The sequence below is a fragment of the Nitrospira sp. genome, assembly GCA_030692565.1.
In the GTDB taxonomy this organism is placed as follows: Bacteria; Nitrospirota; Nitrospiria; order Nitrospirales; family Nitrospiraceae; genus Nitrospira_D.
Genome location: JAUYAO010000041.1, coordinates 71416 through 98189, shown reverse-complemented (window position 1 = coordinate 98189; position 26774 = coordinate 71416). Strand labels below are relative to the sequence as shown.

Here is a 26774-nt window from a genome sequence, read left to right as displayed (position 1 = left end):
CTCCGGAATGCGTAGTCGATAATTTATCAATAACCCTTGTTGCGCGTGAGTCAAGTGGCGGTCATGCTGTCAGCTTACCAAACGCGGCAGCAATGCGATCCAATCCCTTCGTGATGGTGTCCATGCTGGTCGCATAGGACAACCGAATGTGATGCTGACTGCCGAACGGCTCACCGGGCACCACGGCCACATGGGCCTCATTCAAGAGATAGTTGGCCAATGCTTGCGGTGAAGCCACCGGTCCGTTCGGTCCTGTTCGCCCCAGCACGCCGCCGATGTTGGGAAAGGCATAGAAGGCTCCTCCTGGCATCCGGCAGGACACACCAGGAATCGCATTGAGGCGCTCCACCATGACTTTTCTTCGCCGGTCGAATTCCACCACCATCATTTCTGTAAACGGTCCACCAAGCTTGAGCGCAGCGACGGCGGCTTTCTGCGAGATCGAGCAGGGATTGGACGTGCTTTGGCTTTGGATATTGGCCATGGCGGTCAGGAGAGGCTTCGGTCCGGCTGCATAGCCGATGCGCCATCCCGTCATGGCGTAGGCCTTGGAGACACCATTGATGATGACTGTGCGCTCGGCCACTTCAGGTCCCAGGGTGGCGATGCTGATATGCGTCGCTCCGTCGTACAGCACCTTCTCGTAAATTTCATCGGAGATGATCAGGAGGTTGTGCTTCACCGCGATGGTTGCAATGGCCTCCAGTGTGCGTTTGTCGTAAGTGGCTCCGGTCGGATTGCAGGGGCTATTGACGATGATGGCTTTGGTGCGCGGCGTGACTAACTTCTGCAGTTCCTCAGGATTGATGGCATAGTCCTCGTCTTCCTTGGTTGGGAGCAGCACGGGGGTGGCATCATTGAGGAGCGCCTGATCGGCGTAGGACACCCAGTAGGGTGTTGGAATAATAATCTCATCGCCGGCCTCTAGGAGGGCTTCGGCGACGTTGTAGAGCGAGTGCTTGGCTCCGCAGGAAACCAAGATTTGGGCCTTCTCATAGCGCAAACCTTGCTCAGCGAGAAGTTTATCGGCAATGGCTTGACGAAGCTCGTCGATGCCTGACGAAGGGGTATATTTCGTAAAGCCGGCGCGAATGGCTGCTTCGGCCGCGGCCTTGACGGGTTCCGGCGTATCGAAATCCGGTTCCCCGGATGAGAAATCGACGACATCGATCCCTTGCGCAGCCATGGCTTTGGCGGTCGCGGTCATGGCCAATGTCGGAGACGGAGTGATTCGACTGACGCGTGCGGCGAGTTTCATTGTTTGAGGCTCCGGATTCGTTCTTCAAGACGTCGAGCCACGTCGGGATGCAGGAACTCCGTTAACGGACCGCCGTGCTGGGCGACGTCTTTGATGATGGTGGAAGAGAGGTACGAAAATTCTTCGCTGGGCATGAGAAATACGGTCTCCACATTCTTGGCCAGTTTCCGGTTGATGAGGGCCATCTGAAATTCGTGCTCGAAGTCAGAGATGGCTCGCAGCCCTCGAATAATGGCATGGGCTCCCGACCGCGCGACATAGTCAACCAGGAGGCCTTCGAAGACGGTCACGTCGACCTGGGTCAGATCCTTCATGACCAGCTTCACCATCTCCAGCCGCTCGGTCAGATTAAAGAGCGGATGCTTGGCTGGATTCGGTGCGACCGCCACGACCACCTTGTCGAAAACGCGCAGGCTGCGTGTAATGATATCGGTATGACCATGCGTAATAGGGTCAAAGGTCCCGGGGTATATACCGATTTTCATACTGTGGCCTCTGCGGGAAACGAATAGATCGACAGCGCCGTATCTCCGTATTGATAGTGCTTCCTAAACGTTGCCAAGCCGAGCCGGTCGGGAAGGGTGGATTTCGACGCATGTTCGACGACGAGCCAGGCATCGGGTGGCGTGAGTGTAGCATGGACGGTTTGGAAGATGTCTTCCAGTTTGTAGGCGAGGTCATACGGAGGATCGGCAAACACAATATCATAGGGGCCGCCCCACAGCTCAGGCCTGGTCAGAAATTGTTTGACCGTTCTTGCTTGAATCGTGACGAGGGTGTTCATCCCGCACTCCGCGACATTGTGCCGCAAGAGTTTCAAGGATTCCGCTTGCGACTCAACGGCGGTCACGTGCGCTGCTCCACGGCTGAGTGCCTCAATGCCGATCGCTCCGGTTCCCGCAAAGAGATCCAACACGCGACTGTCTGGAAGCCGGTTACCCAGGATAGAAAACAATGCTTCCCTGACTCGGTCAGAGGTGGGACGGAGTGTGGTGCCGTGCGGTCCCTGAAGGCGTCGACCCCGGTGGGATCCAGCTATAACTCGCATGTCAGTAAATAGGGGACATCGTTAAGAGAGCGCGACTGTAACACAGCGTTTTTATAGGGGTCAAGGGACGGCACGGGGGTGAAGTGCTGGATGGAACTCAAGGGCTGGTGCCGATGTGAGTTTGCCTAGAAAGAGTCAGAGGGATGGATGGCTTTGACCGTCAGTTAGGAAGCCGCTATACTTACCGCCACATCCACTCCTGAGTGGATGCGCGAGCCCTCCGATAAGGGCGATTCGATAGCCTGGGTCGGATCGGACGAAAGCGAATCAATGCTCGATCGTTTAGCTTGCTGATACCGGTTGGGTATCCCGAGCGGCCAGACTCTTTCTTCGATTATTGGAAATCGTGCGATCGATGATCGCGCCGCAGTTGATGCATTTCCAGGCGTAGAAAATGAGGAAGAAATCTGAGAACCGCTCCAACATCATCAGCCCTTTACATTTCGGACATTCCATCGAATCCTCCCAGGTGTCTGCGTGAACCGCTGTATGCCGAATAAAGCAAAAGCTGCACCAAATTGTCGTGTGTCAATATTTCAATGGTTTATCGGTTACGTAGTTGTCTCCATGGGGTAAAACCTACCCCAGGGGGTCGTGCAAAAAGGTGCGTGGCGTCAGATTTTTGTTCAGAGAGGGTGAATCATGACGACTGACACTCACAGAGGGATCGGGCACTGGCCTGCGACTGAACGTCCGAGAGAACGTCTTCTGGCCAAAGGGCCTGAGATTCTCTCGGATGCGCAATTGTTGGCGATTTTGTTGAGAACTGGACGTCGAGATTCATCCGCAGTGCAGGTCGCGATGGAGCTGCTGCACCGTGTCGGCGGGCTGGCATCGTTGGCCCGGAGCGGAATTGAAGAGCTTTGTACGATTCCAGGGATAGGTCCGGCAAAAGTTGCCCAGCTGAAGGCGGCGCTTGAATTGGGAAAGCGAGCCATGGCGATTCCTCTCTCGACGGGGACAAAAATTTCATCCAGCTCAGATTTGTTTCGGCACTTCCACCCACTGGTACGCGATCTCAAGCACGAAATCTTCAAGGTCATCTTGCTCGATGCGAAGAATACGGTCATGAAAGAGGCCACGGTGTCGGAGGGGAGTCTCACCTTGAGCATCGTCCATCCGCGCGAAGTGTTTGCCCTTGCGGTCCGTGAGTCTGCCGCGGGTGTGATTTTCCTGCACAATCACCCCAGCGGTGATCCGACACCGAGTAGCGAAGATCGTCGATTGACGGACCGACTGGTGACGGCCGGCGAAGTGCTGGGGATTCGTGTGTTGGACCATCTGGTCATCGGAGACGGTCGATACGTGAGCTTTGCCGATGAAGGATGGATTAAGGTATAAGAAGGGACTCGATCAGTCAGGGCGAGACGACAAACAAGCAGGGACGACAATGAGGAGGCGGATGGTCTAACAATATGTGCGACTAGCTATAAGGAGGGTCTGCCATGGGCGAGATTCGCGCAGAGTCCGTCAGGAATATCGCGTTGGTGTCCAACGTCGGCGCAGGCAAGACATCCCTCACCGAGGCCCTGCTTTACGCAAGCGGTGCCATCCCGACTCTCGGTTCCGTACTCCAGGGCACGACCGTTTCCGATTTCGAACCGGAAGAACTCCATCATCACTGTTCCGCCAGCACGAGCCTTCTCCACTTCACCTGGAATCAGACGGCGGTCACGCTCGTCGATTCTCCCGGCGCGCTGAGCCTATCGGGTGAATCGCTGTCCGCCTTGCGGGCCGTTGATGCGGTCATCATCGTACTCAATCCCGACGCCGGAGTCCGGACTGAACTGGCCCGCCTTTGGCACAGAGTGAGAGATCTGGGCTTGCCGTGTCTCGTGTTCGTGAACGGGTTGGATAGGGAAGGCGCCTCGTTCGACGCTGCCTTGGATCTCTGCCGGACGCAGCTGGAGTGTACGCCGATTCCTATGGTGCTGCCTGCGCACTCCGGTTCCGGTTTCGATTTCATGATTGATCTGCTGGATGAAACATTGATCCGTTCAGGGTGCTCCTCTCCCAAGATCGAACGAGCCGCAGCTCCTCCCGAGATGGAACAGGCGGTCAAGCATGCGCGGAAACAATTAATCGAAGCGGTCGCTGAGCGTGATGAGGGGCTGCTGAGTCGCTATCTGGAACAAGGCGATTTGAATCGGGATGAATTGGTGGACGGGCTTCGGAGCGATATCCAGACCAGGCAGTTCCTTCCGGTCTATGCCGGCTCGGCGCTGCGCAATGTCGGCGTATGGTCATTGCTCAATGCTCTTGTCACCCTACTGCCGTCGTCTGCGGAACGGGCTGCCATCCATCCTGCGCTAGGGCGGCACCCAGAAACTGGGCAGCCGTGCGAACGGAAGGGGAGCCTGCAAGAGCCGTTTTCCGGTCTGATCTTCAAGACGATCATCGACCCCTTCGTCGGGAGGCTGTCCTATTGCCGGGTCTTGTCAGGAACGATCCAGGCGGACTCGACGGTCCTCAACGGGACGAGACACGTCCGTGAGAAGCTCGGCCATTTCTATACGCTATTGGGCAAGAAGCATGTGCTCATCAGTGCGGCCAAGTCGGGAGACATTGTAGCGATCGGGAAACTCAAGGATACGCAGACAGGCGACACGCTCTGTCACGAGAGTGCGCCGATCTGTTATCCGTCCTTTGCCTTGCCTCGTCCGGTGTTATCGTTCGCCATTGCGGCCAAGTCCAAGTCGGAAATCGACAAAGTGAGCCTTGGTTTGCATAAGTTGATCGAGGAAGACCCGACGCTGGAATTTGTTCGCAACCCCGAGACCAAGGATATGGTGCTCAGTGGAATGGGGCAACTCCATATCGATCTGGCGCTGGAGAAGCTCCACCGGAAATTCGGAGCGGACGTCACGCTTCACACGCCCAAAGTCCCTTATCGGGAGACGATCAAAGCCGTCTCGCAGGCGCAGGGGAAGTATAAGAAGCAAACGGGTGGCCACGGTCAGTTTGGCGATTGCTGGCTGGAAATCGCCCCTCTGGCGAGGGGAGAAGGATTTGTCTTTGAGAATCGTGTGGTCGGGGGAGCGATCCCGCGCAACTTTATTCCGGCAATTGAGAAGGGCGTGGTGGAGGCCATGCAGGAGGGCGGCCTGAGCGGGTTCCCCGTTGTGGATGTGCGCGTGACGGTCTATGACGGTTCCTTCCACGTCGTCGATTCTTCCGAGATGGCATTCAAGATTGCCGGGTCGATGGCCTTCAAGAAGGCCATGGAGGCGGGACATCCCGTTCTGCTTGAGCCGCTGATGCTGGTGGAGGTCGAGGCCCCAACGGACACCGTCGGCGCCGTCATGGGGGACATCAATGCGCGCCGGGGACGAATTGTTTCGGTGCAGGCGGATGACCATGCCGAACAGATCAAAGCCCTCGTGCCGTTAGCGGAGTTGCTGAAGTATGCCCCGGCGCTGAACGCAATGACCGGCGGGCGGGGCAGTTACGGGATGGAGTTTGCCCGCTACGAGGAAGTTCCGCGAGAGCTGGCGGGGAAGATCATTGAGGGACACAAGGTTGAACCGCATGCCGTCGCGGCGCACTAAGGCCGCTTAGTCGGTGGATTTGAGGACGACGTAGAACGCGCGATTTTCTCGAAGGACGCGGAGTAGGACCGTGTCGCCGCGCCGGACTTTTGTGATCGCCGACGTGAATTCGCCGACGGTGGCCACGTCGGCGCGGTTGACTTCCTTGATCAGGTCGCCTTCACGAAGCCCTTCTGCGTGAGCCAGGCTGCCTGGATCAACTTTGGTAATCAGCACGCCGCGCGTTTCGCGGAGTTTGAATTTTTCTGCCAGTCCGGCTGAGAGGTCCTGAAGATCGAGCCCCAGTTTCACCTCGGTTCGGGACTGCGGGAGAGAGGCCATGACCGCGGTGTCCCGTCGTTCGCTCAAGGGAACGGTGAGGATGTGTCGCGTGAAATCTCGGATGACTTCGATCTTCGGGGCAGCGCCGGGCGGGAGCGCGCCGATCAAGCGGGACAGCTTGTTCGGCGAGTCTACCACGCTGCCGTCGATCGTCAGAATAATGTCGCCGGGCTTGATGCCGGCTTCGGCGGCCGGATCTTTTTCGAAGACCTCATTGACGAGGATCCCTTCGCCTTCAGTCACACCGAATTTTTTCGCCAGCTCCGGCGTGAGCGGCTGGATGCCGACCCCCAGCCATCCGCGCACCACTTTGCCGCGTGCGATCAGTTGCTGAATGACCTGTTTGGTCATATTCGAAGGAATGGCAAATCCGATCCCTTGGGCGAAGTTGATGATGGCGGTATTGATGCCGATGACTTCCCCGCGCAGGTTGAAGAGCGGTCCGCCGGAATTGCCGGGGTTAATCGAGGCGTCGGTCTGAATGAAGTTTTCGTAACGGGAGAGATTGACGTTTTCCCGTCCGATTCCGCTCACCACACCCAGCGTGACGGTGCGATCAAGTCCAAACGGGTTCCCCACAGCAAGCACCCACTGACCGACGCGCACCGCGCTGGAATCGCCAAATCGGGCAAAAGGCAACGCGCGATCGACGGTGACTTTTAGGAGTGCCAGATCGGTGTCCGGATCTTTGCCTACGACTTGTGCGATCAATTTCGTCTTGTCGAATAAACGGACCTCGACTTCAAGGGCATCGCCGATGACATGGTTGTTCGTGACGATGTGTCCCTCGTTGTCCACAATGAGGCCGGATCCGGACCCCGATGCACCGGGCGTGCGGTCTGCACCCGATTCACGCGGTCGTCCCGCACCTGAAATCGGAAAGAGGTTCACGACGGACGGCTTGGCCTGCTCCGCCAGATCGGTAATGACGGTTTGAATTTCTTCGAGCATCCGTATTCCCGGAGAATCCGTGATCGCTGCCGTCGCGAGAGGATTTGCCCAAGGGAGAGGATTTGCCCAAGGGAATAGGAGCGCGGAGAAGATCAGAGTGGCTCTAAGAGATCGAGGCCCACGCATCATCATGCGTTCATTCTACCGGAAGGCCTAGGCTTCTGCCTATGGGGCTAGGCGGACTGCGTTGCGGAGGAGGTGGAGTGACGGCGGCGGGTAAACCAGGTGGAGAGATGATCCAGTTCCGTCTGTCCGCCCATGAGGACGACAATGTCGCCTGTACGGAAGGTCAGGTCCTCAGCAGGCGCCAACAGGAATGGTCCGCGCATGACCGTGGCGATGTGAATGGATGATGCACGCGGAACGTCGCCAATGCGTTGTCCGACAGCGGCAGAACTGTGCGGGATCATGACTCGTTCAATGCCGGCCGAACGTTGGCTGAGATCCTGCTGGAGGCGAAGGAGGTCTTCGTGGATGGTTTCCAGCTTCAGCTGCCTGATTTGAACATCGAGTTCAACCAGTGATTGTTTGAGCGTCTGGATGCGGGTGGTGGCACGATGGATGGTGTTGTCGACCTCCGAGAGGTCAGGATCGAGAGGGCGGCGCTCGGAGGGGCGGCGGGAGATCTGGTCAACGATCTGATGTCCAAGATCCTGGCTGATGGCATCGATTCGCTCAAGTACGCTTGATGCCTGCCAATGGAGGCGGAGGATCTGAACCTTGCGATTGACACGCTCCGCAATTGAGACAACCGCTTCGTGGAGAGCGGTGCTCGTAACGGAAAGTTCTTTCTGAAGGCGATTGAGGAAATCTAAGCGCATAAGTCTTCTGAATAGTAGTGTCCGATAAGAGGTATTATGTAAACTGCTTAATCGAATGGGATTTATTACTCATATCTTTACTCTTCTCTTCAGCTGTTGATCAAGAGAGCCTTACCCCATTGGCCATCCGGTATTCTCTCACAGATTGACAGTGTCTCGCTCAAAGCGTACATGCAACAGTCTGTAGTAACTCAGACAATGACTTCGCGCGAGGCTTTCTATGCCGATTCATCCCTTGGCCGGTCAGCCGGCTCCACAGTCCATTCTTGTCGATGTCCATCGGCTGCTCTCTGCCTATTTGTCAGATACGCCCGACGTCTCGGTTCGTGACCAGCGTGTGACATTTGGGACGTCCGGCCACCGTGGGTCATCCCTCAAGCGAAGCTTCAACGAGCAGCATATTCTCGCCGTCACCCAGGCAGTCAGCGAATACCGTGCCGCACAGCAGACGACCGGACCGCTGTACCTCGGCAAAGATACCCATGCGTTGTCAGAGCCTGCCTGTATCTCGGCGCTTGAAGTGCTTGCGGCCAATGGTGTCACGGTGATGATCGATCAGGATGGCGGCTTTACACCGACCCCGGTCATTTCTCATGCGATCCTGACCTATAACCGCGGCCGCACATCCGGTCTGGCCGACGGCATTGTCATTACCCCGTCGCACAATCCGCCTGAAGATGGTGGTATCAAGTACAACCCGCCGCATGGCGGACCGGCCGATACGCAGGTCACCAAATGGATCGAAGATCGAGCCAATGCCCTTCTTGCAGGCAGACTCCAAGGGGTGAAGCGTCTGTCCTATGAACAGGCTCGAAAAGCTCCTACAACTCACCGACATGATTACCTCAACGCCTACGTGAAGGATTTGGATAATGTCATCGACCTCGACGTGATCAAGTCGGCCAAGCTGAAACTTGGCATCGACCCGCTGGGCGGCTCCGGTGTGGCCTATTGGCAGCCAATCGCTGAGCGCTACGGATTGAACATTGAAAATGTGAACCCCACCGTCGATCCGACTTTTCGCTTCATGCCCTTGGACTGGGACGGCAAGATCAGGATGGATTGCTCCTCGCCCTATGCCATGGCGAATCTGATCGCGCTGAAAGATCGCTTCGACGTGGCGTTCGGCAACGATGCCGATAACGACCGCCATGGGATCGTGACACGCACGGCGGGCTTGATGAATCCGAATCATTACCTCGCCGTATCGATCGCCTACTTGTTTGCCAATCGCCCTGGCTGGAAGCCTGATGCCGGTATCGGCAAGACGTTGGTCAGCAGCAGTCTCATTGATCGAGTCGCCGGCAAACTCAAGCGGAAACTTGTTGAAGTGCCGGTCGGCTTCAAATGGTTTGTGAGTGGATTGCTGGATGGCTCACTCGGATTCGGCGGTGAAGAGAGCGCCGGGGCGTCTTTCTTACGGCGGGACGGGACCGTCTGGTCCACCGACAAAGACGGCATCATCATGGATTTGCTGGCGGCTGAGATGATGGCCAAGACCGGCAAAGATCCGGCGCAACTCTATCAGGATCTGACTGAGGAATTGGGCGAACCGCGGTATGAACGAATCGATGCCGCGGCGACGCCTGAACAGAAGGCGATTCTGTCTAAGCTCTCCCCTGCTCAGGTTCAAGCGACGGAACTGGCCGGAGACAAGATTGTCGCCATGATGACGACCGCCCCCGGCAACGGGGCGGCCATCGGCGGATTGAAAGTCGTGACCGAGCAAGGCTGGTTTGCCGCCCGCCCCTCCGGTACGGAAGATGTCTACAAGCTCTATGCGGAGAGTTTTCGAGGTAAGGAACATTTGAAGCAGATACAGGGTGCGGCTCAGGAGCTGATCGCCAAGGCCTTCGCCTCAGCCAAGTGAGATCCTGAGCCATGTTTGACTTGGGCAGTACGGCTGCGTTGATGTGGGGGATGCTTTTCGGATCGATCGGTGTCGGTTTTTGTATCTATGGCAGAAAGCAAAAGGCCGTGGTCCCTCTCTGCGTGGGAGTTGCCCTTTGTGTCTTCCCCTACTTCATCGCGAATGTCTATGCGCTGGTTGTAATCGGGGTGGCGCTCATGGCCATTCCGTATTTTGTGCGGGGGTGAAGATCGATCGAGCAGGGCAGCCATCAAATAGTGATGGCTGCCGCGCGCGCTGTCCAGCTTCAGGGATGGTGCTCATTTATTGTAGAATGACACAATGCGATCCACTCCGGTTCGGAGCGTTTTCCGCCATTCAGTTTCGAGTGCAGGAGTCATCTTTTCGTCGCACTCCTTCACACTTTTCACGAGAGAGTTGATCCAAAAGTCATAGAGGTTCGGATCGATATTCATCTTCTTCTTGCTGTGACTTTCCCCGATTCGATCGATGCCGGTCGTGCCCACGCCATTGCCGCCTAAATGCATAAACATCATCGAGATCCCCTGCCTGAGGAGCGACTTCTGTTTGGACATTTCGGTCTTTGCAAACATCGGAGCGATCGTGGGGTGGCTGGCTAGGAAGTTGGCGTAGAACACATCAAAGAACTTTGGGTTCACGCAACAACGGCTGTAACTCTCCTTAACCTCTACTAAGGACATGCCTTCTCCTCGCAAGAGACGCTCTCGGTCTCCGGCAGTGCTCAACTTAAGATGGACTTGGCATGGGGGAGCACGTCCCAGTGCGCAAGCAGGACCGGCCATCCGTTGAAACCTCTATCGGAAAAATTGTTTTTTGACTTAAGTCGCTGATCTGTCTAATGCTTTAGACACTGACGTCGGGGAATGTCGTGCGGATTTCATTTGATGCCTATGGAAATGACCGAGGAGAGGAAGGAAGATGATGGGGTGGAGAGAACAGCAAAGTTAGGGTGGTGTGGTCTGAACGGTTTGTTGTTCCGCATGATAGGAACTTCTCACCAGCGGTCCTGATTCAATGTGCGTGAAGCCCATGGCGATCCCCTCCTCTTTCAAGAGTGCGAAGTCGGAGGGGTCGTAATAGCGAGCGACCGGCAGATGGTCTCTTGTCGGTTGGAGGTATTGTCCGATCGTCATGATGTCGCAATTGACGGCGCGCAAGTCGCGCATCACGTCGCGGGCTTCGTCGAGCGTCTCTCCCATACCCAGGATCAAGCCGGACTTGGTCGTCATTCCTTGCCGCTTGGCCTGGGCGAGTAATTCAATCGACCGCTGATATTTGCCTTGCGGCCTGAGCGATGGAAAGAGGCGGCGGACGGTCTCGATGTTGTGATTCAGGATCTCCGGTTTCTCTGCGCAGACGGTGGTGAGCGCGGCCTCATTTCCCTCAAAGTCAGGAATCAAGACTTCAATCGTACAGCCTGGGCTGAGGGCCCTCGTCTGGCGGATCGTTTCCGCAAAGATGGTTGCGCCACCGTCAGGCAACTCGTCGCGATTCACCGAGGTGATGACGGCATGGCGGAGGCCGAGCGCCTGAACGGCTTCAGCGACCCGCTGAGGTTCGCCGTGATCGACTGCGAGCGGTCTCCCCGTCTCAACCGAGCAGTAGTGGCAGCGCCTCGTGCAGATGTCACCCAGAATCAGGAAGGTGGCGGTGCGCGCGTTCCAACATTCCCACCGATTGGGGCAGCGGGCTTCTTCGCAGATGGTGTGGAGCTTGAGGCGGTCCATCGTCTGCTTGATGTCGAGATAGTCCGGACCGGTCTGTGCGTTGATTTTGAACCAGGCGGGCAAACGCGGACGTTCGGGAGAGCGGAGTGCTTCAATGGAGATGAGGCTCATGAGAGGGTGTTGTCCTGTCTGCGTGCTCGAAACAATCCCAGGATCTGGCTCAGCAAGCCTGCCGGCTTTGGAGGCGGCGCGGGGTCCGGATATTCGACCCACAGTTCTTGCGAGCCGAGGTAGATGCCGTTGCGAAAGCTGACCTGGGTTCTGAGTTGCCGATATCCCTGCAGGTGCAGATCCCGAATGAGTGCCATGAGCGCCGCATCTTGCCCGGGGTGAGGATCGGTACTGATGCGAATGGTTTCATATCGCAAGATGGCGCAAAACTGTTCCCCTGCTCGTACGAATTCAACGGGGCGGTTGAATCCCCTTTCCCGATAATCCAGCCCGGCGAGCTGATGTTTATCGAGGCCGCTCTCTCCCATAGCGTGCTGGGCCTTATTCCAATGCGCGAAACACGGCGACGAGGTCGCTCAGCGCGAGGGTTTTGCTCTTGAGGATTGCCCGTTCCGCCTGAATCGATTCACGGGTCTTGGGATCTGCTGCGCCGGATGTCAAGCACGTCGCGCCCAGAGCCAGAATCCGGTTGCAGTCTTCTTCGAGTTTCTTCTTCACGACGGGATTCACAGAGAGAATGTCCATGAGCTGTGTGCGTGTCTCTGTCAGGTGGGCCTGCAGCTCCGAGTCCGGGTAACTCTTGCGGGCGGCTTCATCGAAGCAGCGGTCGAGATATTGAGCCAGGAACACATAGAGCCGCACCAGGGCTGCGGCGATCTCGGTCTGATCTTTTGTGGTGGTGGCCATCGCGCTCTCTTTCTGTGTGAACGAATTATGCGAGGATCTTGATGTCGTCGCCTTCGATTTTGACTTGATACACTTCGACTTTGGCCGCGGGGTTCTTGACGCATTCTCCTGTCGTGACATCGAACTGCCAGCCGTGCCAGGGGCACGCGACGACATTGCCGTGGAGATCGCCTTCGCCCAGCGGTCCGCCGCGATGCACGCAGGTATTGTCGATCGCGTGAAAGGTGCCGTCGACATTGAAGACCGCCAGGGTTTTGCCGTTGACTTCCGCGACGATGGCATGCCCGGGTTTTACATCTGCCGTGCCCGCGACCCGTACGAAATCTCCCATTGCCGTTCCTCCGCTGTGAGACGCCCTGTTAGCTATTGGTAAATGGCTGCTTGATCTTCTTCAGCAGGCTGTCGATCGACGAGCCGCTCTGTTCCGTCGCGCCTAACGCGTGAATGATCTTTTGAGCAATGTCCCGAAAGGCGGCCGCCTGGGGAGAGGCGGGATTGCCTACCACGATCGGATGGCCGGAATCGCCGCCGTCGCGAATCGCCGGATCGATGGGGATGCGCCCGAGGAAGGGAATGCCCAGTTTCTCCGCGGCCCGCTCCCCGCCGCCATGCGAGAAAATGTCGGTGCGTTCGCCGCAATGGCCGCAGACGAACGAGCTCATGTTTTCGACGATGCCGAGCAGCGGGACGTTCACTTTTTGGAACATCGCCATGCCCTTCCGGACATCGTAGAGTGCCACTTCCTGGGGCGTGGTCACGGTAATGGCGCCGGCCAGGGGCACCATTTGCGAGATGGAGAGTTGGACATCTCCGGTGCCGGGAGGCAGGTCGAGCAGGAGGTAGTCCAGGTCGCCCCACAACACGTCGCGGAAAAACGCCTGCAGGTATTGATGGACCATCGGGCCTCGCCACACGAGCGGCGCTTCTTCCGGCACCAGGTAGGCCATGGAGATCAGTTTCACCCCGTAGTTTTCCACTGGGACGATCTTGCCGTCTTTTTGCTCTGGGCCTTTTGAACTGCCCATCATCATGGGAATGTTGGGGCCGTACAAGTCCGCATCCATGAGACCGACCTTTGCCCCGGTCAGGGCCAGGGCGCAGGCCAGGTTTGAGGCGACCGTCGATTTGCCGACGCCGCCTTTGCCGCTGCTGACGGCAATGACATGCTTCACGCCGGGAATAAAATTCTCTTTCGCCGGGGCTTGCTGCGCTTCGTGGGAATGTTCATCTGCCATGGATCGGTCCTCCGCTATATCGATGGTTCGGCTCACAAGGCTACGGTCGCGGCCGAAAGACATGGACGCACAATGCTACGGCCATCATAAGCGATGGGCTGGGGGAAAGGAAATGGGCCAGTCGGACCATAGGCGGCTATGGCCCGACTGGGGAAGCTGAAGACGAGGCTAGAACACCGAGGGATCGGGCCGGCGCAGATTGGTCGCCAATCCGAACAGCGACAATGTGTAGATGATCCACTTCGAGGGGTCAAAGTTATACCACTTGGGTCCGTTGCGGTAGTCGCGCGCATAGGTGTGATGATAGTTGTGATAACCCTCCCCGAAGCTCACGAAGGAGATCAGCCAGCTGTCGCGGCTGCTGTCCTGTGTCCCGTGCGGCTGACTGCCGATCATGTGGCAAAGGGAATTGATCGTGAACGTGGAGTTGAGCACCATGAACATGCGGAAGAGCCCGCCGAGCAGCAGGGCGCTGATGCCGCCCATCCAGCCTTGATGCCACCACACGCCGAGGGCAAAAGGGATGGCCAACCCGGATGCCACGATCAACCAATAGTAGCGGTGTTGCCAGAGGATCACGGGGTCTCGGCGAAGCCGGATTTCGTACTTGTCGGTGCGATGCGGGGTTTCGTAAAAGAGCCAGCCGCAGTGGCTGTGCCAGAAGCCTCTGCTGGCATTGTAGGGGTCTTCGTCTGTATCCGTGCGGGCATGATGGCGAATGTGGTCGGCACACCAGATGAGGGCCGAGTTTTGGAGCGCCCATCCCCCGGCAACCAGTGCGCAACGTTTGACCCAGTCAGGACATTCGAAGCTTTGATGGGAGATCAGGCGATGGTAGCCGACGGTGATCCCCATGCCGGTCACGACATACATGACAAAGGAAAGGATCCAATCGAAGGTGGTGAATCCGACAAAGTACCCGTACAGCGGAATCCCAATGACGGTGGCGGCGACGACGGCGCAAAACAATAAAAAATTGATATACGAAAAATCAGTGTAATCAGTGGAGACGGCTTGATCGGGTGCAGTCATTCATCCTCCTGAAGCTGGGGATCATACAGTCCACCATCACGACTTCGGTGAACGTTACTTATTTATTTATGTTAGCCAAATGACGCATGCTTTACAACTGTTTCTTCATTCCGCTCGCCGCCGTCTGAGCAGTGGAATCGCATTCCAGATGACGCAGCCGGTGAGCGATCGGCGTATACTGATTGAGTCAAGAGTGGTCATCGTTCAGGAGGCCGCATGACGTCGAGCGCATCGTCACTTGCATCCGCCGTTCTCCGCATCGGAACTCACCTCTCGACATTATCTGCGGGCCGAGCACCGACGATCTTTGAGGGCCGTTGGTGGTCGCAACGCGTGATCAATCTGGCGATGAAAGATCCGGTCTTCAAGGTGCAGTTATTCCGGTTCATCGATGTGCTCCCCGCTCTGGCATCTGATCAGGCGGTCGTGAAGCTGGCAGAGGAGTATTTCGGCGTGCGCCACGGTCATGTGTTCGGATTGCAGTGGGGAATGAAGGCCCTCGCTGCGACGACTTGGGGAGCTGCGATCACCGGAAAATCGATTCGTCATCAAGTCGAGCAGATGGCCCGGACGTTCATTGCCGGAGGCTCGCTGGCCGAGGCCCTCCCCGTTCTCGCGGGATTGTGGAAGGACGGGCGCGCCTGGTCCGTGGACTTGTTAGGTGAGGCGACGATCAGCAACCTCGAAGCCGATCAGTATCGTGATCGCTGTCTGGCGGCGTTGTCAGAATTGCAGTCGGAGGCGGAACGCTGGCCCGCTGCTCCGCGTTTGGAGCGGGATCATCTGGGCGCTCTGCCCAGGATCCAGCTCTCGCTCAAGATCTCTGCGCTCACTGCGCGCCTCGATCCTATCGATCCCGACGGAACCTATCGCGCGGTGGGGGCGCGCTTACGGCCGATCGTGGATCTGGCGGCAGCGACATCGTGCGGATTGATCTTCGATATGGAGCAGGCCGACAGCAAAGACCTGCTCTTGGATATCTTTCGACGGCTGTTTACAGAAGAGAACTACCGCTCCTTTCTCCATGCCGGGGTCGCGATGCAGGCCTACCATCGGGAAACAGAACGCGATATCCACGACTTGATCACCTGGACAGCACGGCGTGGCACGCCGATCACCATCCGTTTGGTGAAGGGAGCCTATTGGGATTCTGATACTGTTCGCCATCATCAGGCCGGATGGCCGGTGCCGTTGTTTGAGCAGAAAGCCGAGACGGATGCGAACTACGAAGCGCTGATTCCTCTGATACTCCAGCACCGTGATCTGATTCATCCGGCCTTCGGCACCCACAATCTTCGGACCTTGGCCGTGATTGAGGCCGTGGCGGAATCGCTGGCTGTTCCGCCTGAGGCATTTGAGTATCAGATGATCTATGGCATGGCCGAACCCTTCCAGCATGCGATGGTAGCCCATGGACGGCGCGTGCGGCTCTACACGCCGGTCGGGCGTCTGCTGCCGGGCATGGCCTATCTCGTCAGGCGTTTGCTGGAGAACACGTCGAACGAATCCTTCCTGCGCAAAGAATATGTCGAGTCGCAATCATTGAACACGCTCTTGGCCCCTCCGGCACTCTCGCCTTCCCCCGTGGCGGCGTCTCCTCCTGGCTCTAAGGATTTTGTGAATGAGCCGCATCGGGATTTTTCGAAGGCCGCCAGTCGGGCGGCAATGCAAGAGGCGATCAAAAAGGTTTGTGCGCGGACGGGAGACAAGTGGGGGTCGCCGCATGGGGAATTGCGATTGACCGGAACGCTGATGGAGTCGCGCAACCCTGCTCATCCGGACGAAGTCGTCGCGCTCGTGCAGAGCGCGGCTCATGCCGACGCGGCGAAGGCGGTAGCGTTGGCTGTGTCTTCTGCGGCGGAATGGCGGCGACGGCCTGCCGCGGATCGTAGTGCCACTATGCGGCGCGCGGCGGCGCTCATGCGCGAGCGGCGGTCTGAGCTGTCGGCGTGGGAAATTATTGAGGTCGGCAAGCCCTGGCGGGAGGCGGATGCGGATGTGGCAGAGGCCATCGACTTCCTCGAATTCTACGCCGGACAAATGGACCGGTTGGACTCCCCGCTTCAGTTGGGCCATTATCCTGGGGAACGGAATCATCGGATCTATGGGCCGCGCGGCGTGACGGCGGTGATTGCGCCGTGGAATTTCCCCCTCGCGATTCCGGCCGGCATGGTGAGCGCGGCGTTGGTTGCCGGCAACACCGTGTTATTCAAACCATCCGAACGGTCGCCCCTGCTGGGTCGATTGCTGACCGACATTCTGCGTGAAGCCGGCGTCCCGTTCGGTGCGTTGACCTGCTTGCCCGGGGGGCCGGACATCGGGCGGGCGCTGGCCGCGCATCCGGAGATATCGACCATTGCCTTCACCGGCTCAAAGGACGTCGGTCTGCAGTTGATCGCCGGCGCAGCGGCCATGCAGCCTGGTCAGTCTATGGTGAAGCGTGTGATCGCCGAGATGGGTGGCAAGAACGCGATCATTGTCGATGACACGGCGGATCTCGATGAAGCGATCGCGGGCGTCGTCGCGTCCTTTACCGGGTATGCCGGGCAGAAATGTTCGGCTTGTTCGAGAGCGATCGTGCTGGAGAGTGTGTATGACCAATTTCTCTCGCGATTGCATGACGCGGTGATGAGCCTTGCCATCGGTGATCCGCTCGACCCTGGGACGCAAGTGGGGCCGGTGATCGACGCCCGAGCAAAGCGACGAATCGAGGAGTTGATCGCGATGGGTCGGCAAGAAGGCCGCTTACTCATTCGTCGATCGACCGAAGGGCCAGGGCATTTCGTCGGACCGACCGTGTTTGCCGATGTGGTGTCGCACCATCGGCTGGCGCAGGAGGAAATATTCGGCCCGGTGCTGGCGGTGATGAAAGCGGCCGGCATGACGGACGCGCTGGAGATGGCCAACTCGACGACGTATGCCCTGACCGGCGGCATCTACTCGCGCAGCCCGGCGAACCTAGCGCTGGTTCGCGAGCAATTCGATGTCGGGAACTTGTACGTGAATCGCCCGATCACGGGGGCGCTGGTCGGCCGTCAACCGTTCGGCGGTCACCGGCTCTCCGGCGTCGGTGCAAAGGCCGGAGGCGACGACTATCTGCAGCAGTTTATGACGTCGCGAGTCATCAGCGAAAATACGCTGCGCCGGGGATTTGAGGCGACGGACTGATTCGTGAAAAATGTCACTGGTTGTCGTCTTTTCTCTTCCTCCCCCTTGTCAGGGGAGGTGAGGAGGGGTAGAGCCTCAGGGCGGCTGTATGACTCACGAATTACCGCACCGGTGATGCAGCCGGCGAACTCGACCTCCCCTAGCCCCTCCTTACGAAGGAGGGGAAGGCAAGAGAGGCTCGCAATATTCCCTTGGGGCCATGACATTTACTCTCAACAGCCTGCTAGCGAGCCGGCGTAAATTCTTCCAACTCTTCGGTAATCTCGGTCACCATGCCGCGATCTTCCTTTGAAGCGGACAATTCCTGTCGCTCCACATATTTGACCAGCCCGACCCCTTTGGCAAACCAGGCTGTCATAACATCGATGCCACGGGCCGGCTTATCGCCGCCGGAGAGATGGATCTGCATGGTCATGCGGGCTTCCACCTTCACGGCATTCGAATAGGTCCCGGCCGGGACGGTGATCGTTTCGTGGCTCACCACACGGGTTGTGCCGACCATATCGACCTTCTCATTCACGCCGTCTCGATCCATATCGCTGCCGAAATCGAGGCCGCTCCGGTTGAATTGCTGAAACGACGACGGAATGGTGATGGGAAAGCGGACGATTTGATAGGGCACGATTTGTTTTTCCAGCGGCGTGCCGGGATCGGATCCGTAATACACCATGCCGACGCTATCGCGGCGATAGTAACTGTCGGATTCACCGTGGTTGCCGGGATTCGTATCATGGAACACCGTGACCGTCACGCCGTTGAGCTTTTTGGTTCCGGTGACTGACGACGTGTTGGCGAAAAACTTATTGTCGATCACCTGCACCGGTCCTTCGGAAATCTGGCCACGGTATTGCCAGCGGGTGCCGATCCGGTCGGGAAAGTAGTCTTCGGACTGGGCGATTTGGGAGGGTTCTTCTGCCGCCAGCGGCGTGGTTGCGAATAATCCAATGGCGAGCAGCGCAGCGGCCACTGCGAGTGGCGCGAAGACGTGGGACAAGGCTTGGGGACTGTGCGACATCAGGATCCTCCTCTGTTGGAATGACCGTACCATAGGCGTTGCGGAGGCAGCAAGGCATGGGCCGATGCCGGTTCCCCGGGCTTGCGTTGTCGAATGGCTGCCGACATAATCCCTTCGCCATGGCTTCACCGAAACGAACCGGATCAGCGAAACGGTCAGCGGCGCGCACACCCGGACGGCGCTCAGTCTTGGTGACCGGAGCCTCCGGCGGGATCGGGCGAGCCATCTGCCGTGCCTTTGCGGCAATGGGCTGGTATGTCGGCGTGCACTATCATCGACGGAAGGCCGAGGCTGCGAAGACTCTGCGCGCGGTCCGCGTGACCGGTGGAACCGGCGGTCTCTATCAGGCCGATGTGCGTGAGGGTGACTCAGTTCGACGAATGATCGATGCGTTTCTCAAGAAGGCACCGAAGCCGACGGCATTTATCTGCAATGCCGGAATCGCGGCAAGTAGTCTGGTCCTGCGGCAGCGGGAAGACGACTGGATGAGTGTCATTCAAACGAATCTGACCGGCACCTTTCACTGTCTGCAGTCGATGGCTCCTCTCCTGCTGTCTCAAGGCGGCGGCTCGATCGTCGTGGTTGGTTCCCATGCGGGATATCATGGATCGATCGGACAAGCCGCCTATGCAGCGTCGAAAGCCGGCCTGATTGGACTGGTGAAGACCGCTGCGCAGGAATGGGGGCCGCAGAACGTGCGGGTGAATCTGGTGCTGCCTGGCTGGCACATGACCGGCCTCTCAGAAGGGGCGATGCCGGAAGATCATGACTGGCCGGACCATGCGCTCCGGCGTCCACCGGCTCTTGAAGAAGTGGGAAGAACGATTGTGCATATGACGCAGCTCAACGATCTGTCGGGCCAGGTTTGGAACTGCGATAGTCGGGATCTCTGAGAAGCGAGCAGCGAGCGTGACACACGGGATATTCATCACGGGGACGGATACCGCAGTCGGTAAGACGCTGGTGACGGCGGCGCTTGCGTGGAGCTTGAAAACACTGGGCCTCGATGTCGGCGTGATGAAGCCGGTCGAAACCGGCGTAGTGAAGGGCCGACCATCCGATGCCGATCGACTCAGGGTTGCGGCGCAGGTGTGTGATTCCCTCGAACTCGTCAGGCCCTATGCCTTTCGACTTCCGATTGCACCGTTAGACGCAGCGAGGGCTGAACGACGATCCATTACGATCCCAATAATCATGCGGGCCTACCGTCAGCTGCAATCTCAGCATGAGGTATTGCTGGTTGAAGGCGCGGGTGGTGTGCATGTACCGATCACTCCAACGATGGATGTGCTGGATCTGATCGAGAAGCTGAAAGCTCCTGTGCTGGTTGTCGGGCGGGCCGGGCTCGGTGGAGTGAATCATGCGATGCTCACGCTCAATGCGTTACGTGAGCGAAAGATTCCGATCCTTGCGTTGGTGTTGAACCGAACAGTTCCGGCGAAGACCGCTGTGGCACGACGACAGGAATGTTCGACTCTAGAACTGTTGCGGGAGTTTGCTTGCGTCCCGGTGATCGGGCCGCTCCCCTACAGGGCTGGCGTGGATGCACGGTTTGAACGGGTTGTCGAAACAATGGCTGCGAACAGCGAGATGAAAAACCTTACGAGGCTGGTGTTGGCATCTGCGCGAGGAAGTCGCTGACGGCCTGCGTGATGTCCGTGGCTTTGAGAATGGCAGAGATGACGGCGACGCCGTTCGCGCCTGCCTTCATCACTTCACCGACGTTCTCTACAGTAATTCCCCCGATGGCAAAGACCGGCAGTGACGTGAGTACGCGAACTGCCCGCAGACCTTCAATCCCTACGATCGGATCGTGATCCTGTTTTGAGCCCGGTTTGAAGATCGGGCCAAAGCCGAGATAGTCCGGTTTTCCCGCACTCGCTTCCCTCACCTGATCGGGATTGTGTGTCGAGATGCCGATCAGCTTGTCCGGGCCCATCACCTTTCGTGCAAGCTCGAGCGGCAGATCTCCCTGCCCCAGATGTACCCCGTCCGCATCCACCGCCAGTGCCAGATCGCAGCGGTCATTCACAATAAACAAGACGCCCAACTCCGCTGCAAGCGTTCTGAGCGGCAGCGCTTCCGCATAAGCCTCTTTCATTGAGGCAGTCTTGTTGCGGTACTGAACGATCTTTACCCCGGCTCGAGCAGATTGAGTCAGAGCTTCACCTAGCGGCCTGTCTGGTGAGACTGATGGATCGAGGAGGAGGTAAATGCCGGCGAAGTCAATATAGCAAAGTTGAGCCATGATGGACCGATTGTACTCTGATGGGGTAACGAGTCTCTACCGGGGACTCGCATATGGAATGCGTAGGAAGCTAGAGGGGGACCCGGACAACCGGATAGTGCGCTAAGTGGTAGCCTTGCTTCACCGAAGCCACTGGGTGCTGGCGAAACAGGGCACGAGGCGATGAAGAGAGCGAAACGCAATCATGGGGCTGCCTTCAGGGATCCGGTGCCGTAATCGCGGGGAAAGGCGACGAGGCGCTGGTCGAATTGGCCGAGGAATTGCGCGCCCATCCCACCCAGATCACGAAGGTGTTTGGGGGGACTAAACAGACGTCGGACCTTCTACCATCAGGTTGAGTCGCACCGAGCGCTTGACAGTCGTATGCAGAATGGAGTGGTTCTTGACTATCTGCTGACAGGTCGTTCCGCCGCCTAGGCAGAACACCGCGAGGCGCACTTAAAAAAGAACAGATGCGGTCCAACCGCCCAAGGCCCCCTCTTAATGTCTGATTCATGGGTAATTCTCAAGTGAATCGTTGATGATTCTCCGCGACACTTTATTCTCATGACCGAGCGAGTTTGGGAGAACCTTGCCGAATCACTTCGCCTGCATTTTGAATCGTCCGTCGAATTCTTGACTTTTCTTGGTGCCGTGCCGACCTAGGGCTAGACTTTACTGGAAGCCTCACCCATTTGCACACAATCCGGCTTAAGAAGCTCACTGCGGAGTAGAACTTCTGACTAGTGAGGGAGAAGTACAGGATGTCTGCACCTTCAATATGGTTCCGACTCTTCTGGTTGGCATTCATATCTGCCAGCTGGTTCTTCGTAGTCTGGCTCGGCACCCACCGTTCCGAATCCCCATCCGTGCTGCATCGATATTCCTTGAGCTACTTCGTTCTCCTGACGGTGCTCTTCTGTCTGAATGTCTGCGTATCCATCTTGCTCAAACAGCGCATTTATCAGCACCGGCGGGCAATTCTTCTCCTGGGTGTCTCGGTCTGTGTCGCTTTGACCACGGCGGAAGTGTTCTGTCGCATGGCCGACCCGCTCGGGATTTCCTATTTTGAAGAAACCCGTCGGTACAATCTGGATCGAGTCGCAGACCCGGACCTGGTTGTTCGGCACCGCCGATCCTGGGAGGCAATGTATCAAGGCGTGGACGTCCGCTTCAACGAACTCGGTCTTCGCGATGATCCCATTCGCTCCAAGAAACGATCTGAATATCGAATTCTTATGCTGGGAGATTCCGTGGTATTCGGATGGGGCGTGGTTCAAAATGAAACATTCTCGGTCAAACTTCAGCAACTCCTTACAACTGAAGTGGGACGCCCCATTCGGGTCATCAATGCCGGGGTAGCTGGATATAACACGGTCCAAGAGTACACGTTTCTTCGAAATGACGGACTCGCTCTTGAGCCGGACCTAGTCCTTCTCCTGTACCACCCGAATGACATCGAGGCCGCTCCGCCTGCCCCAAGCTCAGCGCAAGGCGTATCCGCCCAGGAGAAGTCTCCGCCCCAAGTTCTGCAACTCCTGCTCGAACAAAGTTGGTTATATCGGTTGGCTGTCTACGCAGGCCGGTACGGCCGGTACGGCATCCGCAGCGCCGCCGACTTGGATACATATGAATTTAGATTAGAAGCCGGCTGGAGAGACTCGATGAGCTCATTGCGCCAAATGGCACGACTGTGCGAGGAACGCCACATTCCGCTGGTCGTGTTCTATGTTCGCCTGTTGGCCACTCCGTTCAACGACGCCCTACTGAGGGACGTTGCCGAGGCAGTGGCCCCTCTCCCTGTGACTGATATGCTCTCGTGGTTCGCGGAAGAAGACAAGCGAGTGTATATGAATTCAAAAATGGATCCGCATCTCAATCCGAAGGGCCATCAAGTCATTGCTGAACACATGGGTAAGTATTTGACTCGCGAGACCGGTCCTCAACCGACTCTTCAGTTCTTCCCATCTTCAGTTCCGCTCTCTCGCAGAAGGGAATGATGCCCATCGAAATGCCGTTTTTTCATTTCTCAACCTGAAGTACGAATAGAGTCCCTGCCGCTCGCGAAACAGATGAAATAGATGAGGCCAGTATTGGACTTTGTGCCTCTCCAATATATTGCCAATGGGAAAGTAAATCGGTGGAATTGTATTATTTCAGGGGGCGCGCGGATTGTTAGGAATAGCGGTCAGAGAAGTGTGACATGCCGTACCATCTCTGGGCGGACAAAACATCATAGAGCGGCATGAGAGACCGCAGTATGTGCAAGACGGGTGTCTGTTGCGGCGCATAGACAGTGCCTTGATGAGGATGGCCTGCTCCATGCAGCCGTAGGAAGTCCGTATCCTGCGTGACGATCACTCGTCCGTCTTGGTCGGCCCGCTCCAGGTGTTTCACATCCTCAGCCGCCTGCAAGCCGAGTTCTTGAACCGTGATGACCTCTACGCCACGCCGGCGCTACCCCTCGGCCACCGCTTTCGGGACATGCTCGTCCAGATAGAACTTGATCCGGTCAGCCACCGATCTTTCCACTCAGCTTTGACGTAGTCCGGCTCTGCAACTCGGCGATATAGGTTTCGTCGGCCAGAATCGCTTCGTCTAATTCCTGGCGATGATCGTAGTGATAGGCCAGCGCTGCGTAGATATCGGCCAAGGAGACTTCGTGATTGGAGGCGATTTCATCGGCGGTCAGACCCATACACTCATGCCAGATCACGATGTTCTGAACTGTGATGCGGTGTCCGGCTATCCTGGGCTTGCCACCGGCAATGTCAGGAGAGATGTCGATGTGCTGTGTCGTGACAATGTTCATGGTGGATGCGTCAGGGCATGACGGGCTTCGTGTGAGTCACATTTTACGTCTGCTGGCTGTTGGTTGCCACCGACCCTGCTCCATGAAATCGGCGGTGAATTTCTTCAGGCTACCAAAGAATGGCATCCATGAAGACTGATTCAGCTCATGGTCGAGGAGGTCTGCTCTTCGTCTCCGAGAGGTTGTGAGCCTCTGGCTATTGGGCTGTTTCAGAAGGCCGGTTCTCTTGGACGGCATGCCGATTCCCTTTGTCGTGCTGTTTGGCGGATACGATACTACTTCGCAGGGGACCGTTGGTCAATGAAGAGCAACACACGCCAGGGTGGTGTTAGCTCGCCAGGAACCGCTCAAGGAACGTCGTGGAGACGTGGCCTTTTTGGAAGTCGGGGTCGTCGAGGATGCGGCGGTGGAGCGGGATGGTGGTCTTGATGCCTTCGATGACGAATTCGTCGAGGGCGCGGCGCATGCGGGCCATACATTCCTGGCGGTCGCGGCCGTGGGTAATCAGTTTCGCAATCATCGAGTCGTAGTGTGGTGAGACGACCGCGCCTGATTCCATGACGGAATCGACACGCACGCCGAATCCGCCGGGCGGGCTGTATTTGGTGATGGTGCCGGGCGATGGGGTGAACTTCTCCGGGTCTTCGGCGTTGATCCGGCATTCCATGCTGTGGCCGTTCATGACGACGTCTTGCTGCCGGAGGGTCAAGGGAAGACCCGCGGCCAGGCGGATCTGTTCCTTGATCAAATCGACACCGGTCACCATTTCGGTGATCGGATGTTCGACCTGGATGCGGGTATTCACTTCCATGAAAAAGAAATTGCGGTCCTTGTCGAGGAGAAATTCCACGGTGCCGACGTTCCGGTAATGCGCGGCTTTCACGGCTTCGACCGCGACGCGCCCGATTTCTTTTCGCAGCTTGTCATCGATTGCCGGTGACGGAGTTTCTTCCAACAGCTTCTGGTGCCGCCGCTGGATCGAGCAATCCCGTTCGCCCAAGTGGATGACGTGGCCACGGTGGTCGGCCATGACCTGCACTTCGATATGGCGCGGTTCGAGGAAGTATCGTTCGAGATAGACGCTTTCGTTGCCGAACGTCGATTTGGCTTCGGCTTGTGCCGCTTGGAAGGCGCGGGCCAGGTCTTCGGCTTTGTTCACGACGCGCATGCCCCGTCCGCCGCCGCCGGCGGTGGCCTTGATGATGACGGGAAAGCCGATCTTCTGCGCGGCCTGCAGAGCCTCTTCCTCGCTCCGGAGTTCACCGGGGCTGCCGGGCGTGACGGGAAGGCCGCGCTTCATCACAATTTCGCGCGCCTTGGCTTTGTCGCCCAGCATGGCGATGTTCTCGGAGGACGGGCCGATAAATTTGATGCCGATGGATTCGCAGACTTCGGCGAAGTGAGCGTTCTCCGACAGGAAGCCGTAGCCGGGATGAATGGCGTCGGCGCCGGAGATTTCCGCCGCGCTCAGGACGTTGGGAATATTGCGATAGCTCAGGGCCGCTTCGGCCGGGCCCACACAGACCTTTTCATCGGCGGCGCGGACGTGCAGACTGGCGGCGTCGGCTTCCGAGTGGATGGCGACGGTCTTGATGCCGAGCTCTTTACAGGCGCGGATGACCCGCAGGGCGATCTCTCCGCGATTGGCAATCAGAACTTTCTTGAACACGCAGTCACTCCGAGGTGTATCGATTGCGGCGGACTATTGGGTCGCTTTGGGATCGATCAGGAACAGCGCCTGTCCGTATTCGACGGACTTCGTGCTCTCCGCCAGGATCTTCACGATACGCCCGTCGGTTTCGGATTCGATTTCGTTCATGAGCTTCATCGCTTCGACGATGCAGAGGACCTGGCCCTTCTTCACGTAGTCCCCGTCTTCCACATAGGGATCGGCGTCGGGAGACGGCGAGCGGTAGAAGGTGCCGACGATCGGCGAGGTAATGGTGAACATGCCGGCCGTTTCTTCAGCCGAGGGGCCGGAGGACGCCGCCGGTTGGCTGCCGGACTGTGGCGATGCCGGCGTCGCGTCTTGCACCGACGTGGTGACGGTCTTCATGCCGACTTCATGCCGGACGCGAATACGGACGCCCTGCCGTTCGAGTTCCAGTTCGGTCAGGTTATTTCGGCGGAGCAGATCGATCAGGTCCTGGATCTGCTTGGTCTGCGTGCCGGTCAAGATGGTGTCGGCCTGCCCTTGTGCTCCGGGAAAAGCCTGAGGGAGCACGATCGGTCGGGGTTGTTTGGTCTTCGGACGCGCCGGTTTCCGCTTACTCACCTGACGCGCTCCACGTAGGATCTGGTGCGGGTGTCGATCTTAATCACGGTGCCTACCTCCAGATAGAGGGGAACTTTGATGATCGCGCCGGTTTCGACGGTGGCGGGTTTGGTGCCGCCTGAGGCGGTGTCCCCGCGCACGCCCGGATCGGCGTCCACGACTTTGAGCTCGATAAAATTGGGGAGTTCGACGTCGATCGGTCGATGCTCGTAGACGAGAATCTTCACGATCATGTTTTCCTTGATCAGATCCGCATTCTCCCCCAACGTCTTCTTGGCAAACGTCAGCTGTTCGTAGCTTTCGTTATCCATGAAGGTGTAATCGTCGTCGGTGGCGTAGAGGAATTGCATTTCCCGTTCATCGAGTTTCGGTTCTTCAAAGCGCTCGCCGGATCGGAACGTGCGGTCGAGTAAGTTGCCGGTGAGATAGCTCTTCAGCTTGGTCCTGACGAAGGCGCCGCCTTTGCCTGGTTTCACATGCTGAAACTCGACGATGTAAAAGGGGTCGCCTTCGACCATCAAGCGAACGCCATTGCGAAAATCAACTGTCGAAATCACTGCAGACTCCCTTCATCCTCACACGGTGAT

The 26774-nt window shown here is 57.6% G+C and carries 27 protein-coding genes; 8 read left to right on the top strand and 19 right to left on the bottom strand.

Features of this window, described 5'->3' with window-relative positions; translation table 11 throughout:
* Window positions 1-61: 61 nt before the first annotated feature.
* The 4 genes from Q8N04_10280 to Q8N04_10265 form a co-directional block, all read right to left on the bottom strand.
* Window positions 62-1258: a pyridoxal phosphate-dependent aminotransferase gene (locus Q8N04_10280; GenBank protein ID MDP3091057.1), complete on the bottom strand. Its 1197-nt coding sequence runs from the start codon at window positions 1256-1258 to the stop codon at window positions 62-64.
* Window positions 1255-1743: a pantetheine-phosphate adenylyltransferase gene (gene coaD / locus Q8N04_10275; protein ID MDP3091056.1), complete on the bottom strand. Its 489-nt coding sequence runs from the start codon at window positions 1741-1743 to the stop codon at window positions 1255-1257. The genes Q8N04_10280 and coaD overlap by 4 nt, the downstream gene beginning before the upstream one ends.
* Window positions 1740-2306 carry a 16S rRNA (guanine(966)-N(2))-methyltransferase RsmD gene (gene rsmD / locus Q8N04_10270; protein MDP3091055.1) on the bottom strand — a complete coding sequence of 189 codons (567 nt, stop codon included), beginning with the start codon at window positions 2304-2306 and terminating at the stop codon, window positions 1740-1742. Before rsmD ends, coaD begins: the two co-directional genes overlap by 4 nt.
* Window positions 2307-2588: 282 nt before the next feature.
* On the bottom strand, window positions 2589-2762 hold the full coding sequence (locus Q8N04_10265) for a hypothetical protein (protein MDP3091054.1): 174 nt from the start codon (window positions 2760-2762) through the stop codon (window positions 2589-2591).
* A gap of 186 nt (window positions 2763-2948) precedes the next feature.
* On the opposite strand from Q8N04_10265, the gene radC reads away from it, so the two are divergent.
* Together radC and fusA are read left to right on the top strand one after the other, a co-directional pair.
* A complete protein-coding gene (radC, locus tag Q8N04_10260; protein MDP3091053.1) occupies window positions 2949-3647 on the top strand; it encodes a DNA repair protein RadC in 699 nt (232 codons plus the stop codon).
* Between the two features lie 104 nt (window positions 3648-3751).
* Complete coding sequence (gene fusA, locus Q8N04_10255) at window positions 3752-5854, top strand: elongation factor G (protein ID MDP3091052.1); 2103 nt, start codon at window positions 3752-3754, stop codon at window positions 5852-5854.
* A gap of 6 nt (window positions 5855-5860) precedes the next feature.
* Here fusA and Q8N04_10250 read toward each other — a convergent pair whose 3' ends face one another.
* Window positions 5861-7126: a Do family serine endopeptidase gene (locus tag Q8N04_10250; protein ID MDP3091051.1), complete on the bottom strand. Its 1266-nt coding sequence runs from the start codon at window positions 7124-7126 to the stop codon at window positions 5861-5863.
* 173 nt (window positions 7127-7299) lie between these two features.
* On the bottom strand, window positions 7300-7947 hold the full coding sequence (locus tag Q8N04_10245; protein MDP3091050.1) for a TrkA C-terminal domain-containing protein: 648 nt from the start codon (window positions 7945-7947) through the stop codon (window positions 7300-7302).
* A 220-nt stretch (window positions 7948-8167) separates the two neighbouring features.
* On the opposite strand from Q8N04_10245, the gene pgm reads away from it, so the two are divergent.
* The gene (gene pgm / locus Q8N04_10240; GenBank protein ID MDP3091049.1) at window positions 8168-9817 is read left to right on the top strand and encodes a phosphoglucomutase (alpha-D-glucose-1,6-bisphosphate-dependent); all 1650 of its coding nucleotides are present in this window, start codon (window positions 8168-8170) and stop codon (window positions 9815-9817) included.
* Between the two features lie 11 nt (window positions 9818-9828).
* On the top strand, window positions 9829-10044 hold the full coding sequence (locus Q8N04_10235) for a hypothetical protein (protein ID MDP3091048.1): 216 nt from the start codon (window positions 9829-9831) through the stop codon (window positions 10042-10044).
* Window positions 10045-10116: 72 nt separating this feature from the next.
* Here Q8N04_10235 and Q8N04_10230 read toward each other — a convergent pair whose 3' ends face one another.
* From Q8N04_10230 to Q8N04_10200, 7 genes are all read right to left on the bottom strand, one after another.
* Complete coding sequence (locus tag Q8N04_10230; protein ID MDP3091047.1) at window positions 10117-10518, bottom strand: globin; 402 nt, start codon at window positions 10516-10518, stop codon at window positions 10117-10119.
* A gap of 264 nt (window positions 10519-10782) precedes the next feature.
* Window positions 10783-11676 carry a lipoyl synthase gene (lipA, locus tag Q8N04_10225; protein MDP3091046.1) on the bottom strand — a complete coding sequence of 298 codons (894 nt, stop codon included), beginning with the start codon at window positions 11674-11676 and terminating at the stop codon, window positions 10783-10785.
* Window positions 11673-12044: a hypothetical protein gene (locus tag Q8N04_10220; protein MDP3091045.1), complete on the bottom strand. Its 372-nt coding sequence runs from the start codon at window positions 12042-12044 to the stop codon at window positions 11673-11675. Before Q8N04_10220 ends, lipA begins: the two co-directional genes overlap by 4 nt.
* 13 nt (window positions 12045-12057) lie before the next feature.
* Complete coding sequence (locus tag Q8N04_10215) at window positions 12058-12423, bottom strand: hypothetical protein (protein ID MDP3091044.1); 366 nt, start codon at window positions 12421-12423, stop codon at window positions 12058-12060.
* A 25-nt stretch (window positions 12424-12448) separates the two neighbouring features.
* A complete protein-coding gene (locus tag Q8N04_10210) occupies window positions 12449-12754 on the bottom strand; it encodes a Rieske 2Fe-2S domain-containing protein (GenBank protein ID MDP3091043.1) in 306 nt (101 codons plus the stop codon).
* Window positions 12755-12782: 28 nt separating this feature from the next.
* Window positions 12783-13658 (bottom strand): Mrp/NBP35 family ATP-binding protein, encoded by an 876-nt coding sequence (locus Q8N04_10205; GenBank protein ID MDP3091042.1) that lies wholly within the window; start codon window positions 13656-13658, stop codon window positions 12783-12785.
* Between the two features lie 168 nt (window positions 13659-13826).
* Window positions 13827-14690 carry a fatty acid desaturase gene (locus Q8N04_10200; protein ID MDP3091041.1) on the bottom strand — a complete coding sequence of 288 codons (864 nt, stop codon included), beginning with the start codon at window positions 14688-14690 and terminating at the stop codon, window positions 13827-13829.
* A gap of 216 nt (window positions 14691-14906) precedes the next feature.
* Between Q8N04_10200 and Q8N04_10195 the strand changes: the two genes are divergently transcribed.
* Window positions 14907-17858: a proline dehydrogenase family protein gene (locus Q8N04_10195; GenBank protein ID MDP3091040.1), complete on the top strand. Its 2952-nt coding sequence runs from the start codon at window positions 14907-14909 to the stop codon at window positions 17856-17858.
* Between the two features lie 223 nt (window positions 17859-18081).
* Here Q8N04_10195 and Q8N04_10190 read toward each other — a convergent pair whose 3' ends face one another.
* Window positions 18082-18873: a hypothetical protein gene (locus tag Q8N04_10190; GenBank protein ID MDP3091039.1), complete on the bottom strand. Its 792-nt coding sequence runs from the start codon at window positions 18871-18873 to the stop codon at window positions 18082-18084.
* A gap of 56 nt (window positions 18874-18929) precedes the next feature.
* Here Q8N04_10190 and Q8N04_10185 point away from each other — a divergent pair, with 56 nt between their 5' ends.
* The gene (locus tag Q8N04_10185) at window positions 18930-19766 is read left to right on the top strand and encodes an SDR family NAD(P)-dependent oxidoreductase (protein MDP3091038.1); all 837 of its coding nucleotides are present in this window, start codon (window positions 18930-18932) and stop codon (window positions 19764-19766) included.
* Window positions 19767-19782: 16 nt separating this feature from the next.
* The gene (bioD, locus tag Q8N04_10180; GenBank protein ID MDP3091037.1) at window positions 19783-20514 is read left to right on the top strand and encodes a dethiobiotin synthase; all 732 of its coding nucleotides are present in this window, start codon (window positions 19783-19785) and stop codon (window positions 20512-20514) included.
* Here bioD and thiE read toward each other — a convergent pair.
* On the bottom strand, window positions 20474-21121 hold the full coding sequence (gene thiE / locus Q8N04_10175; protein MDP3091036.1) for a thiamine phosphate synthase: 648 nt from the start codon (window positions 21119-21121) through the stop codon (window positions 20474-20476). The two genes, bioD and thiE, sit on opposite strands and share 41 nt — an antisense overlap.
* Window positions 21122-21864: 743 nt before the next feature.
* On the opposite strand from thiE, the gene Q8N04_10170 reads away from it, so the two are divergent.
* Window positions 21865-23100: an SGNH/GDSL hydrolase family protein gene (locus tag Q8N04_10170; protein MDP3091035.1), complete on the top strand. Its 1236-nt coding sequence runs from the start codon at window positions 21865-21867 to the stop codon at window positions 23098-23100.
* A 512-nt stretch (window positions 23101-23612) separates the two neighbouring features.
* Here Q8N04_10170 and Q8N04_10165 read toward each other — a convergent pair.
* The 4 genes from Q8N04_10165 to efp all read right to left on the bottom strand — a co-directional run bounded on the left by Q8N04_10165 (window position 23613) and on the right by efp (window position 26744).
* On the bottom strand, window positions 23613-23912 hold the full coding sequence (locus tag Q8N04_10165; protein MDP3091034.1) for a DUF433 domain-containing protein: 300 nt from the start codon (window positions 23910-23912) through the stop codon (window positions 23613-23615).
* A 328-nt stretch (window positions 23913-24240) separates the two neighbouring features.
* On the bottom strand, window positions 24241-25581 hold the full coding sequence (gene accC / locus Q8N04_10160; GenBank protein ID MDP3091033.1) for an acetyl-CoA carboxylase biotin carboxylase subunit: 1341 nt from the start codon (window positions 25579-25581) through the stop codon (window positions 24241-24243).
* Between the two features lie 33 nt (window positions 25582-25614).
* Window positions 25615-26187 (bottom strand): acetyl-CoA carboxylase biotin carboxyl carrier protein, encoded by a 573-nt coding sequence (accB, locus tag Q8N04_10155; protein MDP3091032.1) that lies wholly within the window; start codon window positions 26185-26187, stop codon window positions 25615-25617.
* A complete protein-coding gene (efp, locus tag Q8N04_10150; protein MDP3091031.1) occupies window positions 26184-26744 on the bottom strand; it encodes an elongation factor P in 561 nt (186 codons plus the stop codon). The genes accB and efp overlap by 4 nt, the downstream gene beginning before the upstream one ends.
* Window positions 26745-26774: the final 30 nt, after the last annotated feature.

Bases quoted from the DNA above. Each gene is read 5' to 3' on its own strand.
- thiE (MDP3091036.1), bottom strand. From the start codon at position 21,121: ATGGCTCAACTTTGCTATATTGACTTCGCCGGCATTTACCTCCTCCTC.
- Q8N04_10165 (MDP3091034.1), bottom strand. From the start codon at position 23,912: ATGAACATTGTCACGACACAGCACATCGACATCTCTCCTGACATTGCC.
- Q8N04_10230 (MDP3091047.1), bottom strand. From the start codon at position 10,518: ATGTCCTTAGTAGAGGTTAAGGAGAGTTACAGCCGTTGTTGCGTGAAC.
- lipA (MDP3091046.1), bottom strand. From the start codon at position 11,676: ATGAGCCTCATCTCCATTGAAGCACTCCGCTCTCCCGAACGTCCGCGT.
- Q8N04_10250 (MDP3091051.1), bottom strand. From the start codon at position 7,126: ATGCTCGAAGAAATTCAAACCGTCATTACCGATCTGGCGGAGCAGGCC.
- pgm (MDP3091049.1), top strand. From the start codon at position 8,168: ATGCCGATTCATCCCTTGGCCGGTCAGCCGGCTCCACAGTCCATTCTT.
- coaD (MDP3091056.1), bottom strand. From the start codon at position 1,743: ATGAAAATCGGTATATACCCCGGGACCTTTGACCCTATTACGCATGGT.
- Q8N04_10220 (MDP3091045.1), bottom strand. From the start codon at position 12,044: ATGGGAGAGAGCGGCCTCGATAAACATCAGCTCGCCGGGCTGGATTAT.
- Q8N04_10245 (MDP3091050.1), bottom strand. From the start codon at position 7,947: ATGCGCTTAGATTTCCTCAATCGCCTTCAGAAAGAACTTTCCGTTACG.
- Q8N04_10170 (MDP3091035.1), top strand. From the start codon at position 21,865: ATGTCTGCACCTTCAATATGGTTCCGACTCTTCTGGTTGGCATTCATA.
- Q8N04_10205 (MDP3091042.1), bottom strand. From the start codon at position 13,658: ATGGCAGATGAACATTCCCACGAAGCGCAGCAAGCCCCGGCGAAAGAG.
- fusA (MDP3091052.1), top strand. From the start codon at position 3,752: ATGGGCGAGATTCGCGCAGAGTCCGTCAGGAATATCGCGTTGGTGTCC.
- Q8N04_10280 (MDP3091057.1), bottom strand. From the start codon at position 1,258: ATGAAACTCGCCGCACGCGTCAGTCGAATCACTCCGTCTCCGACATTG.
- Q8N04_10235 (MDP3091048.1), top strand. From the start codon at position 9,829: ATGTTTGACTTGGGCAGTACGGCTGCGTTGATGTGGGGGATGCTTTTC.
- radC (MDP3091053.1), top strand. From the start codon at position 2,949: ATGACGACTGACACTCACAGAGGGATCGGGCACTGGCCTGCGACTGAA.
- Q8N04_10215 (MDP3091044.1), bottom strand. From the start codon at position 12,423: ATGGCCACCACCACAAAAGATCAGACCGAGATCGCCGCAGCCCTGGTG.
- Q8N04_10210 (MDP3091043.1), bottom strand. From the start codon at position 12,754: ATGGGAGATTTCGTACGGGTCGCGGGCACGGCAGATGTAAAACCCGGG.
- Q8N04_10265 (MDP3091054.1), bottom strand. From the start codon at position 2,762: ATGGAATGTCCGAAATGTAAAGGGCTGATGATGTTGGAGCGGTTCTCA.
- Q8N04_10190 (MDP3091039.1), bottom strand. From the start codon at position 18,873: ATGTCGCACAGTCCCCAAGCCTTGTCCCACGTCTTCGCGCCACTCGCA.
- Q8N04_10195 (MDP3091040.1), top strand. From the start codon at position 14,907: ATGACGTCGAGCGCATCGTCACTTGCATCCGCCGTTCTCCGCATCGGA.
- Q8N04_10185 (MDP3091038.1), top strand. From the start codon at position 18,930: ATGGGCCGATGCCGGTTCCCCGGGCTTGCGTTGTCGAATGGCTGCCGA.
- Q8N04_10200 (MDP3091041.1), bottom strand. From the start codon at position 14,690: ATGACTGCACCCGATCAAGCCGTCTCCACTGATTACACTGATTTTTCG.
- rsmD (MDP3091055.1), bottom strand. From the start codon at position 2,306: ATGCGAGTTATAGCTGGATCCCACCGGGGTCGACGCCTTCAGGGACCG.